At 73.1% G+C, this 16,685-nt stretch carries 10 protein-coding genes and 1 pseudogene; 8 read left to right on the forward strand and 3 right to left on the reverse strand.

What is annotated here, in order from left to right; all coding sequences use genetic code 11:
• Positions 1–39: 39 nt before the first annotated feature.
• Positions 40–6,099, reverse strand: a pseudogene (locus ACFVX9_RS10020) (amino acid adenylation domain-containing protein); the annotation flags it as partial.
• Between the two features lie 544 nt (positions 6,100–6,643).
• Between ACFVX9_RS10020 and ACFVX9_RS10025 the strand changes: the two are divergent.
• The 4 genes from ACFVX9_RS10025 (at position 6,644) to ACFVX9_RS10040 (ending at position 10,284) form a co-directional block, all read left to right on the forward strand.
• Complete coding sequence (locus ACFVX9_RS10025) at positions 6,644–7,510, forward strand: LLM class flavin-dependent oxidoreductase (protein WP_387981219.1); 867 nt, start codon at positions 6,644–6,646, stop codon at positions 7,508–7,510.
• 241 nt (positions 7,511–7,751) lie between these two features.
• On the forward strand, positions 7,752–8,621 hold the full coding sequence (locus ACFVX9_RS10030; RefSeq protein WP_380340365.1) for a HEAT repeat domain-containing protein: 870 nt from the start codon (positions 7,752–7,754) through the stop codon (positions 8,619–8,621).
• A gap of 76 nt (positions 8,622–8,697) precedes the next feature.
• Complete coding sequence (locus ACFVX9_RS10035) at positions 8,698–9,123, forward strand: VOC family protein (RefSeq protein ID WP_380372342.1); 426 nt, start codon at positions 8,698–8,700, stop codon at positions 9,121–9,123.
• Positions 9,124–9,351: 228 nt separating this feature from the next.
• Positions 9,352–10,284 carry a chitinase gene (locus tag ACFVX9_RS10040; RefSeq protein ID WP_380372340.1) on the forward strand — a complete coding sequence of 311 codons (933 nt, stop codon included), beginning with the start codon at positions 9,352–9,354 and terminating at the stop codon, positions 10,282–10,284.
• 128 nt (positions 10,285–10,412) lie between these two features.
• Here ACFVX9_RS10040 and ACFVX9_RS10045 read toward each other — a convergent pair whose 3' ends face one another.
• Positions 10,413–11,084, reverse strand: coding sequence for a TetR/AcrR family transcriptional regulator (locus tag ACFVX9_RS10045; protein WP_380372338.1), 672 nt, complete (start codon positions 11,082–11,084; stop codon positions 10,413–10,415).
• A 63-nt stretch (positions 11,085–11,147) separates the two neighbouring features.
• On the opposite strand from ACFVX9_RS10045, the gene ACFVX9_RS10050 reads away from it, so the two are divergent.
• Positions 11,148–11,636, forward strand: a complete 489-nt coding sequence (locus ACFVX9_RS10050; protein WP_380372335.1) for an SRPBCC family protein — start codon at positions 11,148–11,150, stop codon at positions 11,634–11,636.
• Between the two features lie 111 nt (positions 11,637–11,747).
• On the opposite strand, the gene ACFVX9_RS10055 is transcribed toward ACFVX9_RS10050, so the two are convergent.
• The gene (locus tag ACFVX9_RS10055; protein ID WP_387981294.1) at positions 11,748–13,247 is read right to left on the reverse strand and encodes an alpha/beta hydrolase family protein; all 1,500 of its coding nucleotides are present in this window, start codon (positions 13,245–13,247) and stop codon (positions 11,748–11,750) included.
• 325 nt (positions 13,248–13,572) lie between these two features.
• Here ACFVX9_RS10055 and ACFVX9_RS10060 point away from each other — a divergent pair, with 325 nt between their 5' ends.
• The 3 genes from ACFVX9_RS10060 to ACFVX9_RS10070 all read left to right on the forward strand — a co-directional run bounded on the left by ACFVX9_RS10060 (position 13,573) and on the right by ACFVX9_RS10070 (position 16,605).
• A complete protein-coding gene (locus tag ACFVX9_RS10060; protein WP_387981221.1) occupies positions 13,573–14,886 on the forward strand; it encodes a sensor histidine kinase in 1,314 nt (437 codons plus the stop codon).
• Positions 14,883–15,545: a response regulator gene (locus ACFVX9_RS10065; RefSeq protein WP_380480266.1), complete on the forward strand. Its 663-nt coding sequence runs from the start codon at positions 14,883–14,885 to the stop codon at positions 15,543–15,545. The genes ACFVX9_RS10060 and ACFVX9_RS10065 overlap by 4 nt, the downstream gene beginning before the upstream one ends.
• Before the next feature lie 142 nt (positions 15,546–15,687).
• Positions 15,688–16,605 (forward strand): phosphatase PAP2 family protein, encoded by a 918-nt coding sequence (locus ACFVX9_RS10070; protein WP_387981223.1) that lies wholly within the window; start codon positions 15,688–15,690, stop codon positions 16,603–16,605.
• Positions 16,606–16,685: the final 80 nt, after the last annotated feature.

Here is a 16,685-nt window from a genome sequence, read left to right on the forward strand (position 1 = left end):
GACCTTGATCTGGTGGTCCAGCCGGCCGACGAAGGCGAGCGCCTCCGGCGCCCGCCACCGCACCCGGTCGCCCGTGCGGTACATCCGGGCCCCCGGCTCGCCGCTGAACGGGTCGGGCAGGAAGGCGCCGGCCGTCTCGGCGGGGCGGCCGACGTACCCCCGGCCCACGCCCGCGCCGCCGACGTACAGTTCGCCGTCGACCCCCGGGGGGACGGGGCGCAGGGCGTGGTCCAGGACGTAGAGGCGGTAGCCCGGCGCCGGGCCGCCGATGTCGACGGCCTCCGGCCCGTGGTAGCGGCGGTAGCTCGCCCAGACGGTGGCCTCGGTGGGGCCGTACTCGTTGACCAGCGCCACCCGGGGCAGGACGGCGAAGTGGCGCCGCAGCAGCTCGTCCGGGAGCGGCTCCCCGGCCGTGACGACCTCGCGCAGGCTCCGCACCGCGTCGGGGCCGGCCCGGTCGGCGGCGGTGAGCAGCAGGGCGTGGAGCGAGGGCACGCACAGCAGCCGGGCGACCTGGTGCCGGGCGATCAGGGCGACCAGGGCCTCGGGGTCGCGGACCTCGTCGTCGCTCGCGACGACCAGGCGGCCACCGGCCGACAGCGTCCCCCAGATGCCGGCCGCGGCCGAGTCGAACGCCGCGGGCGAGAGCAGCAGGAAGACCGGCCGCCCCGGATAGACGGTGCGGCGGGCGGCCGTGGAGGCGGCCAGCGTGCCGTGCTCGATCACCACGCCCTTCGGCCGCCCGGTCGTCCCGGAGGTGTAGATGACGTACGCGGGGTCGTGCGGTCCGGGCGGGAGGGGGACGGTGGGCTCGGCGCTTCGGGTGGCCGTCGGCTCGGCGCTCCGGTCGGCCCGCAGATCGGCCGCCGAGGACAGCGGGAGCAGCGGGAGTATCGGGACCAGCGGCAGCCCGAACGACGCCGCCCGCCCGGCCATGGCCGCGTCGGTGACGACGGCGGAGGCCCCGCAGTCGGCCAGGCACGCCGCCATGCGGGAGTCGGGGTGCCGGGGATCGAGCGGGACGTACGCGGCACCGGCGAAGTGCACGCCGAGCAGCGCGGTCATCAGGCCCGCGGACCGCTCGGTCAGCACCGCCACCCGGGCGCCCCGGCCCGCGCCCCGGGCGGTCAGCCGGGCGGCGAGGTCCAGGGCGTCGGCCCGCAGTCGCCCGTACGTGAACTGCTCGCCCCCGGCGACCACGGCGGTCCGCTCCGGTGCCTCCCGGGCGATCCGGGCGACGAGCTCGCTCACCGGGACCACCGGCGCGAACGGCTCCGGGCCCCGCCCCCACTCCAGGGGGAGGCGCCCCGGGTCCAGCGCCACGGGGAGCGCGGCCGGCGCGGAGGGCTCGGCGGCCAGCGCGAGCAGCGCCCCGCGGATCCGCTCGGCCAGCTGCCAGGCCTGGTCCGTCGTCCACCGGTCGGTGCGGTGGAGCACGTCCAGCCGGGCGCCGTCAGGGGTCTCCCGGAGCAGGATCTCGACGTCGTACTTCGCGATGGCCGCCGGGATCTCCACCGGGCGGGCGCGGACGCCGGGCGGCGCGGCCGTCGCCGTGGCCGGCGGCTCATGGTCGACCAGCACCTGGAACAGGGGGGCCTGCCCCGGACCGGCCCGCAGACCGAGCTCCCGGACGAGTTCGTCGAAGGGGTGCGCGCGGTGCGCGTGCGCCCGCAGGAGGGCCGCGTGCGCCTGGGCGACCGCCTCGCCGGCGGTGCCGCCGGGGCGGGGGCGCAGCCGTACCGGGACGGGGTTGACGAAGAGGCCGACGGCCTCGCTGAAGCCGGGCGGTCGGACGTCCATGGTGGTACCGACCAGGACGTCGCCCGCCGCGCCGTACCGGTCGGCCGTGACCGCGAACGCCGACAGGACGAGGACGAGTGCCGTGGTGCGATGCGTCCGCGCCGTCTCCGTCACGCGCCGCCACTGCGCCGCGTCCAGCGGGACGCCGACCGTCGCCGCGGTGCGCCGGTGCGGGCCCGGCCGGGGCCCGCCGAGGGCGACCGGTGAGTGCGCGGAGACGCCGGCGAGCTCCTCGGCCCAGAACCGGCGCAGCCGTTCGGCCTCGGCGGGCGACGGCCCGGGGACGGCGCCCGCCGGGGCGGGCGGGAGCGCCGGGCCGCCGGCCAGCCGGCTCAGCAGCTGCTCGGTGATCAGCTCCGTGGAGCGGCGGTCGAGCACGAGGTGATGGCCGACGAAGACCAGCACGTGGTCCTCGGGGCCGGTCCTGAGCACCCGCAGCTCGACCAAGGGCTCCTCGAACAGGTCGAAGGGCCGGTGGGCCACGCGCCGCAGGTGCTCCGCCAGGGCGTGACCGGGGACGTCCCGCACGCTCACGGTGAACGCCGTGAGGGGCCACTGCCCGCGCCCGGGGGCCACGTCGTCGTCGATGACCCGCAGCCGCGTCTCGGGGTGGGCGGTGAGCACGTCGTGCCAGGCCGCCTCCAGGCGCGCGGGATCCAGCGGACCGCTCAGCCGCAGCGCCCAGTACACGGTGAACTCGTGGCTGTCCGGCTCCGCCCGGTGCAGCAGCCACAGCCGCCGCTGGGCGGCCGACAGACCGGCGGGCGCAGCCGTGGACGGGCCCTCGCCGCCGGCGGGCGCGGCCCGCGCGATCAGGTGCCGCAACCCTTCCGGTGTGGGGTCGCCGAAGAACGAGGCGAGGTCGACGCGCACCCCGCACTCCTGGTTGACCTCGGCGACGAGCCGGGCCGCGTCCAGTGAACTCCCGCCGCAGGAGAAGAAGTTGTCCCCGTTCGAGGCGGGCGGGCGGCCGAGCGTCAGGGCCCAGAGCCGGACGACGGGGTCCGCGCCGCCGTCCGGCGGCCGCACGGGCGCGGGCACGGGCAGGGCACGCTCGTCGACCTTTCCGCTGAGCGTGAGCGGGAACGCGTCGACGACCTCGATGTGCGCGGGCACCGCGGCGGGCGCCAGCCGCCGGGCCGCGAGGCCGCGCAGCTCCCCCGGCACCGGAACCGGCCCGGGGCGGCGGAGGGTGACCCAGGCGAGGAGCCCCGCCGTCCCGGTCGGGCCCCGGCGGGCCACGTAGGCGTCCTGGACGCCTGGCGCGGCGCGCAGCACCTCCTCCACCTCGTACGGGTCGACCCGCTGGCCGCGCACCTTCAGCTGGTGGTCGGTCCGGCCGTGGTAGATCAGGTGTCCGTCGGCACCGAGGGTGACGCGGTCCCCCGTGCGGTACATCCGGGCGCCGGGTGCCGGGGCGAAGGGGTCCGGGAGATAGCGCTCGGCCGTGAGAGCGGGCGCGTTGAGGTAGCCGCGGGTGACCAGCGGCCCCGCGAGATACAGCTCGCCGCGGGAACCGACCGGCACGGGGCGGAGGTCGGCGCCCAGGACGTAGGCCGAGGTGCCGTCGAGGGGCCGGCCGATGCTGGGGGTCCCGTACTCGTCGAAACCGCACCACGTGGTCTGGATCGTGACCTCGGTCGGACCGTAGCCGTTGGACCCCCTCACACCCAGCTCGCGCAGCCTGTGCCAGGTCGTGGCGTCGACCGCCTCGCCCCCGAAGTCCAGCTCCAGGCCGGTGCGTTGGAACATCTCCTCGACGCCGAAAGGGCGCATGGCGGCGAACATCGACGGCGAGGTGCTGAGCAGGCGCACGTCGTTGCGCTCGACCCACTCCACCAGTGCCTGCGGATCGCGGTACGTGGCCTGGTCGGCCACCACCAGGCAGCTGCCCCGGAAGAGGTAGAGGAGCTGCTGGAAGAAGACGTCGAAGGAGACGGCGGCGGTGACGCCGACCCGGGCGGCGCCGGCTCCGGCCGGCTGCGCGTCGACGAGGACGGCGAGGCCCCGGTGCTCGACCATGACGCCCTTGGGGCGGCCGGTGGTGCCCGAGGTGTGCAGGACGTACGCCAGATCGTGGGGGCGGGCGTCTTCGGTGTTTGGGTCCCCGGTGCCCGGGGCCTCGTCGTGCGGATCCTCGGTGTCCGGGGTCTCGTCGTGCGCGTCCTCGTCGACGATCGTGAGCGACGCGTCGAGCCGGTGGCGCGACGCGGGATCGCACAGCACGACACGGGTGCCGGTGTCCGCCACGACGTACGCGAGACGGGAGTCGGGCTGCGAGGGGTCGAGGGCGACGACGTGGGCCCGCACCCGCCACGCCGCCAGCACGGACGCGACCAGGGCGACGCCCCGCTCGCGAAGGACGCCCACCGCGGTGCCCGGGCCCGCGCCGTGGCGGCGCAGGGCGGCGGCGAGCCGGGCGACCTCGCGGTCCAGGCCGGCGAAGGTGAGGAGGTCGTCGCCGCACCGCACCGCGGGCCGCCGGGGCTGTGTGCGCACCCAGGCGTCGAACCGCTCCATGAGGGGCTGCGCGTGCTCCGACGGATCGGCCGGCGCGACGATCAGGGACGGCGTCGCCGCGCTCGTCGAGCGGGGCAGCGGTGCCCCGGGGTCGCGGGCGAGGGCGAGCAGGACCCGGCGGTAGACGGCGAGCAGTTCGGCGGCGGCCGCGTTGGTCGTGCCGCCGCGCATCCGGCGCGTCACCGTCACCGAGGCGTCGTCCGCCCGTAAGCAGAGGTCGAATTCGAGGTCGAAACGAGTGAGGCCGTTCGTCGCGCCGGGGTGCTCGGCGGGGGGAGCGGCTCCGGGAGCTTCGAGGGCATCGGGGACTTCAGGGCTCCCTGGGGGTTCAGTCGCTTCAGTCGCTCCGGGCGCCTCCGGTGCGCCTGCGACGGGTGCCGCCGCCGGCTCACGCACCGCTTCCATCGCGCGGACGGCGAGCCCGCCGAGTGCCGGCCCCGGGAGGGGATCCCGCAGCTGGAAACTGACGGTGAGTCCGGGCGCCGCGGCGTCGAAGAGGTCCGCGCTCTCGTGGATCGGCTCGTGGGCGTGGGACAGCGCCTCGGCGACGGTCCGCCGCACACCGTCGCAGAGCTCGGCGCCGGAGGCTCCCGAGGGCCACCGCTGCCGCAGCGGGACCATCCGCGCGAAGCAGCCGACCAGCGACACGGTGGCCGGTGTCCGGGAGGCGAAGGGCGTGGCGACCATGACGTCGGGGGCGTTGCCCTGCGTGGCGAACGCCGCGTAGAGGGCGGCGAGTCCCATGAGGTACGGGGTGACGCGCAGGCGGCGGGCCGCCGCGCGCACCGCGTCGGCCTCGTCCGGGGGCAGCGGGAGCACCAGGACGTCGGCTTCGGCCGTCCGGGGGCCCGGGGTGCGTGGCAGGGCCTCCGGCCACTGGGCGTCCGCCAGTTCGAGGGGCCAGAAGCGGGAGGGTTCCGTCGGCGCGGGCGGGCCAGGTGCCGTGGGCGGGGCCGCTGCCGCTGCCGTGGGCGGTGCCGGGGCCGGTTCCGGTGTGAAGGGGGGCCCGCCGGTGGTGCGGGCGTTGTACGCGGCACCGATGTCCGCCAGCAGGTTCTCCAGCGACGCCCCGTCGCACGCGATGTGGTGCACCAGGAGGGAGAGCACGTGGTGGTCCGGTCGGTGCCGGAACAGGTCGACGCGGACGGGGCAGTCGCGTCTCAGGTCGAACCGGTGGCGCCCGACGGGCGCCCAGGGCGCGGCGTCGGCCGTCGCGGCCGTGTCCACCGAGGTCGTGTCCACTGCTGCCGTGTCCACCGTGGTCCATCGCGGCTGCGGTGCGCCGGGAACCCAGCAGGGCACGCCGTCCTCGTCGACGAGCCGGCGGGCGAACACGGGGTGCCGGGCGACGGTCTCCTCGACGGCGGCCTTCAGGGCTTGCTCGTCGAGCTGCCCGCGCAGTTCCCAGACGCGGTGGATGTTGAAGGACTCCGGCTGGTCCCGACAGGTGAGCCAGATACCGAACTCCGGGGCTGAGAGCGGGAATGCGAATTCGGCATCCGATGCCGGACCCGAATCCGAAACCAGGTCGCTCCTGTTCACTTCGGTTGCCCCTTCCGTACGTGCTGGCGGCACTCGGCCGGTGGTCCGAGTGCGGGGTGTCGAGAGGAAGAATGTCGCTGTGCGGCCATCCGGGCACGGGGCTCTGAAAACTCGAAGAGTTCGCCCGTGAGCGGGCGGATGCCGGTGACGTCGAATTGAGAGGGGAACCGGGGGCGCGTACCTGAAGGTGCGGTCGGCGCCCTCGGGGATCGGTGCCCCGGGTCGGACCTCCGGCATGCCGGGGTCCGTTCACGAAACGAGTCTGTATGTGCCCTGGGAATTTTTCAAGAACGACCAAACGGAATGTCTTATTCTCGCAGGTGCGGGGAGGGCGACTTTCTGGACATAGGGCTGCGTCCGTCTCTCCAGACACCGGATCCGGCGCTTCCGCCGGCGCTCCTGCCGCCTCGGGGCCGGTGCCAGGGTGCACTTTGGGGCGAATCGCACCGTTGATTTGGGTGAAACCTGTGGACCTTGCGAAGGTTGGTTAAAGGATGTTATATGGCTCGGTAAAACAGTCTCGGGCCAGGATTGGCGTACTTCTCGAAGGCTTGACCCCTGTGGTACGTTCCAGGCGAAGGTGCACCGGATCCGCGTCATCGAGTGCGTGCGACGAGCGGACACCCCTTATTTCGACACGGTTCGAAAGGGTCCGGCAGGAGCGGGAAATCCTGTGGATCACGGACCTGAAGTCGGTATTCAGCTGGCTCTCGCCAATTCATCGACCGCCTGCCCGGTAGGCGGCCGTGCCCCGCAGGCAATATCTCGACAGGGAGGTCTCATGGGTCTGCAATTCGGCTTCTGTTTCGGTACCTCGTTGCGCCATGACGTGAAGCGGGACCACTTGTGGAAATTGCTCGAAGCGGTGGAGCAGTACGGATTCGATTCGTTCTGGTTCTACAACAACAACGGGGACGACATGCCCCCGCCGCTCGAGCTGGCACGGGAAGTGGCCCGCAGGACATCGGCCCTGGTGTTCGGTCCGCACGTCCTGGTCGCCGCCGGCCTGGAACCCTCCGCCGTGGTCCGCGAACTGACCGACCTGTACCGGCGGTCCAACGGCCGGTTCGTCGCCCAGCTCGGCATCGGCGGCCCCCGCGAGGCCCTCATCCGGGACCCCGCCGAGGCGGCCGCCGCCCTGGAGGACATCCTCCGCCGTCTCCGCCGCCTCGTCGGGGAGTCCGCCGGGGAGTCCAGCGGCAGCGGCCCGGCCGGGGTGCCGCCCGTCTGGCTGGGCGGAGGCCGGGAGAGGACCGTACGGCGCGTCACCGCCCTCGCGGACGGCTGGGTCCCCGCGTTCATCACCCCCGCCGAGTACCGCCGGCGCCTGAAGGTCCTGGACGAGGAGCAGCAGCGCCTCGGCCGCACCGAGCACATCACCCGCGCGGTGCAGCTCGTCTACGTGCCGCCCGCCATCGACACCCCCGAGCTCCGGCGCGAGCTGGACGCCGAGGTCTCGGCCCACAAGCAGGGCTGCACCAGCCGCGACGTCTATGCCGTCGGCGGCGACCGGGCGTTGCGCGAGCGCCTGGCCGAGTTCGCGGATGTCGGCGTCGAACACGTCATCCTGGTCCCCGCCCGCGCGGTCCCCGACTGGGAAACCGAGATCGCCCGCCTCCACCACACCGTCACCACGTCGTTCGGCTAGCACTTCCGCGGCTGCGTGGCTCCCGGTTCTCCCTCGCCGAAGCGGCGCTTCACCGGTGGCGGGCCCTGCCACGGGTCCGCCATCACGTCCGCAGTCGGAGTCGTCGGCCGGTTCGACGCCCTTCTTGGTTTGTCGGGAAGTGCCCCCGCAATGAACGATGGTTGAGCAACCGGGCGGCGCCGTCCGGCGGAGAAGGTGCCCACCCTGACCCGCTGCTCCACTGAAAGCTGGCCGACTCCCCATGGACCTGGCACACGAGGCGATCGACGGCCTCCTCACGGACTACCTGTATGGGGACGACCGCGCCCTCGACAGCCTGCTGGCAGCGGGGCCGGCGAGTCTTCGTCGGCTCCTCGCCATTCGGGCGGGCCGGGCCGAGCCGGGCTGGGACATGGCGGAGATCGTGCGCCGCGACCGGGACGACTACCGGCGCCCCTTGGAAGCGCAGATACACCTTGCCCGTGCCTTCCCGGACACCTTCTTCGACGAGGTTGCGGAGGACCCTGCGCAGGAATCGGCACTCATGGAGACGCTGGAGTACATCAAGGATCCGCGAGCCCTGCCGTTCCTGGAACGCCAACTGCGCACCCGTAGCCCGGAGTACCGCCGTCGAGCGTTGCGGGGTCTGGCCGAGAACGGTTCGGCCGATCACACCGAGGCCGTCGCCGCGTGCCTGGCGGATCCCGAGACGCGGTCCGAAGCGGTGGACACGCTGGCGCGGCTGGGTGACGTCCGTGCGGTCGGGCCGTTGCTGCGCGAGCACCTGGCGGACGACTCCTCGTTCGCCAGGTGCGCCGGAGCAGCCCTCGACCAGGTCGAGCAGCGCATCGGCGGGCCGCTGGTACCGCCGGCCTGGCGCGAGCTGGGGCCGGCGGTGTTCACCGCGCAGGCCGTGATGGGCGTGCCGTGGTGCGTGGCCGAGGTTCTGGTGGAGCCCGGTCAGACGGTCCGGGGCGGCGAACTCATGGCCGTCCTGGAGAACGACGCGATCTGCCAGGAGCTGATCGCGGACTGGCCCGGCACGGTCACGGAGGTCCGGATCGCGGTGGACGACGAAGTTCCTGAGGGGGCCGTCCTGCTCGTTGTCCAGTCCCGTCGCCGGATCGGCTAGCCGAGGTTCCGGCTTCGCGTCAGCATGCTTATTCCTGACGGGAGATGAGCAAGAGACCCCCTGTTATGGTGCGCTTATGTCATTGATCAAGAAGTTCCAAGTGACCTTCGACTGCGCGGAACCCCGGCGGGTCGCCCGCTTCTGGTGCGAGGTGCTGGGGTACGAATCGCCGCCGCCGAAGGGGTTCGCCACCTGGGACGAGTACGACCGCTCCCAGCCTGCCGAGGACCGGGGTTCGTGGTCCGCCTGCATCGACCCCTCAGGTGTGGGCCCGCGGCTGTTCTTCCAGCGCGTTCCCGAGGGCAAGGTCGTCAAGAACCGGCTGCACCTCGACGTGCGGGTCGGCACCGGGCTCGTGGGCGAGGAGCGCCTCGCCACGCTCGAAGCCGAGTGCACCCGGCTGGTCGCGCTCGGCGCGGTACGCGTGCGACTGCTCTATGACGGCCACGATTCGTGCATCGTGATGCAGGACGTCGAGGGCAACGAGTTCTGCGTCGACTGAGCCTCCCCCGAGCCGGCGAGGCGGGGAGCCGTTGGGCCGAGCGCGACGCCGACCTCGCCGGCCTCGACCCGGCGGGCCGGGCCGATGCGCGGCGGCGGTGGTACGGGGCTGGCGGAGTGGAATTCCAGGACGCGTGGTGGGAATGCGTACGACCTTCCCGGGCGGGGCGGCACGCTTCCTGGTGACCCACAGCAGGGCTGTGGCCGAGCACTCAGGAGGAACCCGCCCATGAGCAGTCACGGACACCCGGACGGGGTGCGAGGCACCTCTCCCGCGGCGAAGGCGTCGGCGAGCCGTCACGTCGTCGCGTTCTACCAGACCGGCACGACCACGGGTGACCCCGGCAGCCAGTACGTCTCCCCGGTGCCCCTGATCGGCCACGCGGACGTGGTGGAGGTGGCCGCGTTCCACCTCAACGATCCCGCCCAGTACCCGATCCTCACCCTGAACGACGACCCGCCCTCCGCGGCCAAGTACGTCCCGATGTGGCGTGACATCGCCTCGGTGCAGGCGAAGGGCGTCAAGGTCACCGCTCTCCTCGGCGGCGCCGCGCAGGGGACGTACGGGCTGCTCGACAAGGACTTCGGCACGTACTACCCGCCCGTCCGCGACGCCCTCAGGACGTACCGGCTGGACGGCATCGACCTCGACGTCGAGGAAGCGTTCCACGAGGCGACCGCCGAGAGGCTCATCCGTCAGCTGCGCTCCGACTTCGGGCCGGACTTCCTGATCACCCTTGCCCCGGGGCCCGGCGAGCTCACCATGCCCGAGGGCAGCAACCTCCCCTTCCTCGACTACCGCACGCTCGAAAAGCAGGTCGGCCCCCTGATCCGCTGGTACAACACCCAGTTCTACTGCGGCAACGGCAGCCTCGCCGACACCGCCGACTACGACGCGGTCATCCGGAACCAGTTCCCCGCGTCCAAGGTCGTCGCCGCCGGCATCACCAACGACAACCTGGACTGCGAGGGCTACGTCGACATGCCGGTCCTCCAACGGACCCTGCGCGCTCTCGCCGACAAGTACCCGGACTTCGCCGGTGCCGCCGGTTGGGAATACGCGCTCTCCCGCAACGTCGACGGCCCCAACTGCCCTACTGGTCCTGCTAGTTGGTACTGTGCCGTCCGTCAGGCGCTCGTCGCCTCGGTGGCCAAGGCCTGACGGTGCAGCTCCGCGCAGTTCTCAGGCCTCGTGACATCCGGCCCCCTTCGCTTCCGCGCGAAGGGGGCCGGTGCCGTCCCGGCCGGTGCCCTGAAGCCGGGGATGCCGGACACCTCATCGGAGGCGGGTCATGCCTCGTTGTCGGTGTCCGATCGGGTGGTGGCCGTGTTGACGGGGCGTGACGAGGCCTTCCCGGCCCCCGCGGCGACGGGCTGGGCGACAGCCAGCAGAGCCGTCGTGCATTCCTCGGTGAGGTCTTCCGCGTGCGGTGGCAGCGGCTGTCCGGCGCGCAGATGGCGGCGGACCACGGACAGCGGCAGGTCGATCAGGGCCAGGGTGATGCGCTCGTGGTCCTGGGGGCCCGCCGCGCCGAGCGTTTCGGCGAGGGAGCCGATGGAGTCGAGCACGCGTCGGTTGCCGAGGTCCGCGCGCTCCTTGTGTTCCTCGGACCAGCCGGCGCGGCCGAACTCCTCGGCGCCGTAGAGGAGGAGCGAGGCTTCCTGCGGGTGGGCGCGGCTCCAGGAGATGACGTGCCGGGCGGCCGCGCGGGCGGCCGGGTGGGGGTCGGGGGCGCTGCCGAGTGCGGCGAAATGCCCCTCCTGGAAGCGCTCCACGGTCCGCAGCCACACCTCGGCGAGCAGGGCCGTACGGCCGGGGAAGCGGTGGTACATGGACCCGCTCGGCGCGCCGATCGCCTGGGCGACGGCGGACATGGTCACGCCGGCCGGCCCGGCGGAGGCGGCCAGCCGGACGGCGGCGTCGAGGATCTGGTCGGTGTCGAATCGGGGTGGTCTCGCCATGAATCAGAGGGTACTCTCCAGATTATTAGAGGCTGGTCTCTAATAATCTGAAGGGGAGGACGCATGGGCGTCTACAACGTGCACGAGCGCCTGCTGGCTGCCAAGGCGAGCGAGGTGGGCGCGCTCGTCGACAGCCTGTCAGGCGGCCCGGCGGACCGGCTCTGGGCGCACTCGGACTGGCCCGCGATGGAGTTCGACCGCCCACTGGCGGTCGGCGCGACCGGCGGCCACGGCCCGGTCCGCTACACGGTCACCGCGTACGTGCCCGGGGTCTGGGTCCGCTTCACCTTCAGCGGGCCGCGCGGATTCCACGGCTTCCACGAGTTCACGGTGCTGCCCGTCGACGAAGAACGCACCGTGCTGCGACACACCCTCGCGATGAAGGCCGGCGGCCTGGAGCGCCTGACCTGGCCGGCGGCCTGGCGCCCGATGCACGACGCCTGCCTGGAGGACGGCCTGGACCGCGCCGAGCTCGCCTGCACGGGCACGGTGGCCCGCCCGGCCCGCTGGACCCCGTACGTACGCCTGCTCCGCGCGTTCGCACACAGGTGAACAACGACACGGGGCCGCCTGCCGGCGGTTTCGAGCGCGGCCCTCCGGTCGATGATCTCGTCTGATCTCATCGTCCTCGTCCGGCAGGCGTACGTGCCCCGGAACAGCTGGTCAGCGGCTGCTGTCCGGGCGGTGGACGCTGAGGTTGCCGTAGGCCGGCAGAACGCCGGCCAGGTCGCCGGGCTTGTCCCGCAGCGTGGCGTCCAGGAAGGCGAGGGTGGCCGCGGCGACGACGCGCGGGCTCTCGGCGCGGCCCAGGGAGCCGACGATCGAGGGCACGGGCGGCAGATACAGGGGGCCGTCCATGAACGTGAGATGTGCGGCGCCGGGGATGGTGAGCCGGTAGCTCGTCGCGGTGCTGGACTTGAGCGCCTCGGTGAGGCGGGGCAGGTAGCGCGGGTCGGTTGCCGGGGTGACGGCCTGGGTGAGCGCGAGCGTCGGCTGGTCGAGGGCGGGGGAGGTGGGGCCGTGGGGGTAGCCGTCCAGATCGATGACGGCGCCGAACCGGCGGTCCTGCCGGGCTGCCTGGAGGGCGGCGGCGCCACCCATGGAGTGTCCGGCCACCGCGGCCCGACCGGTGTCCAGGTGTCCGCTCAGCGGGTCGGCGGTCTCCCCCCGGTCCAGACCGTCCAGCTGGGTGAGGACGAATCCGAGGTCGGCGGCCCGAATCGCGGTCCAGTCGGCCGCCAGTTTCTCGTCCTGGTCCGGGTCGCCGGTGGAGGTGGTCTCGGTGGTGATCGTCCGGCCGTCGGAGAGGACGACGGCGGCGGAGTCGTACGGGTGGTCGAGGGCGGCGACCACGTAGCCGTGGCTGGCCAGTTCCTCCGCCCAGGCGGTGTTCTGGGTGCGTACTCCGCCCGACCCGGGAGAGAACAGGACGACGGGGAGCCGCCCCCGCCCGCCGTCCACCGGGGCGTCGAAGACCGCGTGGGTGTGGGCACGCGGAACACCGTCGACCAGGAAACCCGGCAGGCCGACCTGGCGGGCGAGGGCGTCGGAGACGGTGCGGGCCTCGTGCTCCGTGCGTCCGAGGTACTGGGCCCGCTGCGCGCCGGCGGGGCTCTTCTGCGCGGGGTACCAGAGCTGGACCACGACCGTGCGCCGGTCGTCCGGATCGGCCGTGAAGGTCTCGGGGCGGCGCGGGTCGGTCCACTGGACCACGCGGGTGCCGACCGCGAAGTCGCCTGTCGGGGTGGGGAATTCGGGTACGGGAAGGGCCCAGGTGGCCGCCGGGCCCGTGGCGATCAGGCCGACGCAGGCCGCCGATCCCGGCAACGCCAGCCACCAGCGGGCCCGCCACGCGGGCCGGCCGGGACGGCGTCGCAGCGGCCGTAGCAGGGGGGAGAGGGCGAACGGCAACGCGAAGGCGGCGCCTGCCAGGACCGGCAGCATCTGCCAGCGGATCCCCGCCACGCTCAGCAGGATCGCGGACAGGACGAGAACCGCCCCCGCCGCGATCGTGACGCGTGGGCGGGCGGAGGGGGGAAGCCAGCGCGCCACCACCAGTGCGACGGCGCCCAGCAGGACAAGGATTTCCAGGGGGGACATGTACAGCCCCGTGATGATCTCGGTCACCAGGCCATATTCGGCGCCGGGTATGCGCTGCCACATCGATCCCGGGTCGCCGTCGTGTGCCACCGGGGTCGCAATCCGTGGCAGCTCCCGGTGCGACCGGAGTGGCAATCGGGCACGCCGGATCGGCGGCCGCCCTACGACCACGGGAGGTAGCGGGACTCCTCCTGCGGTCGTACCTCGGCACGGTGCCATCAGACGGTGGACGCATGTGCTCCCTGGGGCCCGCGCCCTACCGTGACAGGGCCGCGGTACGTGCCGGGCAGCGCGAGGCGTACGTTCCCCGTACCCGACTCGGATCCGGCTGCACGCGGTGGCAGCCCCGGCCGGGGCCACCATGACGCTGAATCGACAGGGACGTGTGATGACCGAGGCGGCCGCGGAACCCGGCGATGCCTACCGGGATCGGGATCGGGACCGGGTGCGGGAGCTGGTGCGGGACCGGGTGCGGTGGGCGAGGACGGCCTCACGGCTGACGAGATACACCGACCTGGCCTCCGCACGAGCGGCGCGACTGGTGACAGCCGCCGGGCGCCGGTGCTCCCGGCTGCCGCCCATGGTGTGGGACTCGCTGCTGCCGACGCTTCTCCTGCTCAACATCGTGACCACCCACGCGCCGCACGAGCTGCCGGTGGCCGTCGCCCTCACCGCCGCTCTCGCGCTGCCCCTGCTGTGGCGGCGCCGGGCCCCGCTCACGGTGCTCGGCACCGTGGCAGCCGCGGCCTTCGTCCAGTGGCTGACAGACGTCCAACTCCCGGCGGACGTCTGCCTGTTGGTGGCCCTCTACACGGCAGCCGCGAACTCGGGCCGGCGCGGCACACTCGTCGCCGGTGCCGTCGTGGAGGCAGGGGCCCTGCTGGCCTGCCTGCGCTGGGCGACGGAAGGCGCATTCCTGACCCCCTTCGTCGCGGTCACCGCGATGGTCGTCGCCGCCGCCGTCCTGGGTGTGAACGTGCGGACCACGCGCGCCTACCTCGCGGCCCTGGAGGAACGGGCCGCACGCCTGGAGCAGCAACAGGAACAGCAGGCGCGACTGGCCGTTGCCGAGGAGAGGACACGTATCACCCGGGAGATGCACGACATCGTCACCCACAACCTGTCCGTCATGGTCGCGCTCACCGACGCCGCCGTCTACGCGCAGCACCGGTCGCCCGACAAGGCCACCACCGCGATGCTCCAGATCTCCGAGACGGGCCGGCAGGCCCTGACCGACATGCGGCGCTCGCTGGGCATCCTGCGGACCGACGAACCGGACGCGGAACGCCACCCGCTACCCGGCATCGCCCAACTGGAGGCCCTCGCCGACCAGATGTGCGCCGCCGGGCTGCCGACCCGCATCGAGGTCCAGGGCGGCCACACCCACATACCCGCCACCGCACAACTGACCGTCTACCGCCTGGTACAGGAAGCCTTGACCAACACCCTCAAGCACACACCCGCCGGCACACGTGCGACGGTCCGGATACGGTGCTCGACCGGGACCGTCACCGTGGACGTCACCGACAGCGGCCCCCGCCCGCCCCATCCCGGCGCCACACCGTCCGGCCACGGCATCCCCGGTATGCGCGAGCGCTCGGCCGCCTACGGGGGGACGTTGCGGGCCGGACCGCTTCCGGGTGGCGGCTGGGGAGTCCACACCCGCCTCCTCCTCGACAGCAGCGGAGCGGCGTCCGCATGACGATCCGCATCCTGATCGCCGACGACGAAGCGCTGCTCCGGATGGCCTTCAGCACGGTCCTGGAGGCCCAGCCCGACATGGCACCGGTCGGCGAAGCCGCGGACGGCGCCCAGGCCATCCGCCTCGCCCGGGAGCTGCGCCCCGATGTCGTCCTCATGGACGTCCGGATGCCCGGGATCGACGGGATCGAGGCGACCCGGCAGGTCATCCGGATCTCCCCGCAGAGCAGAGTGCTGATCCTCACCACCTTCGACCTGGACGAATACGCCTTCGCCGGACTCAGTGCCGGAGCCTCGGGCTTCCTGCTGAAGAACACCAGGCCCGAGGAACTGCTCACCGCGATACGCAGTGTCGCCGCGGGCGACGCGGTGGTGTCCCCGCGGATCACCCGCCGCCTGCTGGAGCACCTGCGCCCGCACATTCCCGACGGCAGCAGCGCCGACCCCGACGATCGGCTGGGCCGACTCAGCGCCCGTGAACGCGAGGTGCTCGTCCAGGTGGGCTGCGGCCTGTCCAACTCCGAGATCGCGGCCGCCCTGTACCTCGCGGAGGCGACCGTGAAGTCCCATCTGGGGCGAATCCTGCACAAGCTCGAACTCCGCGACCGGATACAGGCGGTGGTCTTCGCCTACGAGAGCCGCCTCATCCACCCCGCATGACGCCGCCGAGCGCCTCGCCGCCGCCCGCCCCGGGTCCGGTGTCGGCACGGGAACCGTGACGTCGTCGTCGGCGTCCCTGTTCAAACCAAGTCGTCTACGACCAGGGCCCGCGGCTCCCTGAGTTCCGAGCAGAAAGACAGTGATGACTCAGCAAGATCACCAGGCCCTGCCCGCACCCGGGCCGGACGCCTCCGGTCGGGCCCCGGGAACCCCGGCCGGAGAGGGCCCCACGCGGTCGATACGGCCGTGGCTGCCGGCTCTGCTGTGCGCCCTGGGGTTCGCGGCGGTCTACCTGCTCGCCGTCTGGACCCCGTTCGGGCAGCGGGGTGAGAACTCCCTGATGAACGGGAACGGCGGCGAACCGGCGTGGATCTACGACTGGTCGGGGTCGGCCTTCGACTCGGCGGCCATGCCCCCGTTGGAGTTCACCGCCCTGCCCACCCTGGTCGTGGGGATGGCCGTGATCGTGGTCGTCGCCCTGGTGCGGCGGTGCTGGTGGCAGGGCTGCGCGGCGATCGGGGTCGTCCTGGGCACGTTCGGGGGCACCGAGGTGTGCAGCAAGATGGTCCTGCCCCGCCCCGATCTGGTGAACGCGCCCGCCATGCTCACCGAGGTGAGCTTCCCCAGTGGGCACGCGGCCGTCCCCATCGGGCTGGTCCTCGGCGCCGCCCTCGTCGCCTCCCCGCGCCTGCGCCCCTACGTCACCGCGGTCGGCATGCTGTGGCTCACCGTCACCGCCGGTGCCGTGCAGGCGCTCTACCACCACCGGCCCAGCGACGTGCTGGGGGCCGCGCTGCTGGGCTGCGCCTGTTACGGCCTCGCGCTCTGGCTGCTGCCGGCCTCCGCCGCACCGGGCGTCGCGCGCAGCCCCCGGGCTCTGCCGGCCGTCGCCCTCGTCCTGTCGGCGGCCGCCGCGCTCGCCGCCGGCGCGCGGGACGACTCCGTCACGGGACCGCTGATCTTCGCGGCGGCGGCCTTCCTGTGCGCGGTCCTGGTCTGGTGCACCGTGGTGGCGGGACCTGCCCGCGTCGCGCGTCGCACGCGGCCGGCCGTGGGCTGACCGCCCGGCACGTTGTCCGGCCGAAGGCCGAGGCCGTTGGCCTCGGCCTTCGGCATTGGCCGCCCGTCTGCCTCGTGACC

It is taken from the genome of Kitasatospora sp. NPDC058243, from assembly GCF_042882025.1.
Lineage (GTDB): Bacteria > Actinomycetota > Actinomycetes > Streptomycetales > Streptomycetaceae > Kitasatospora.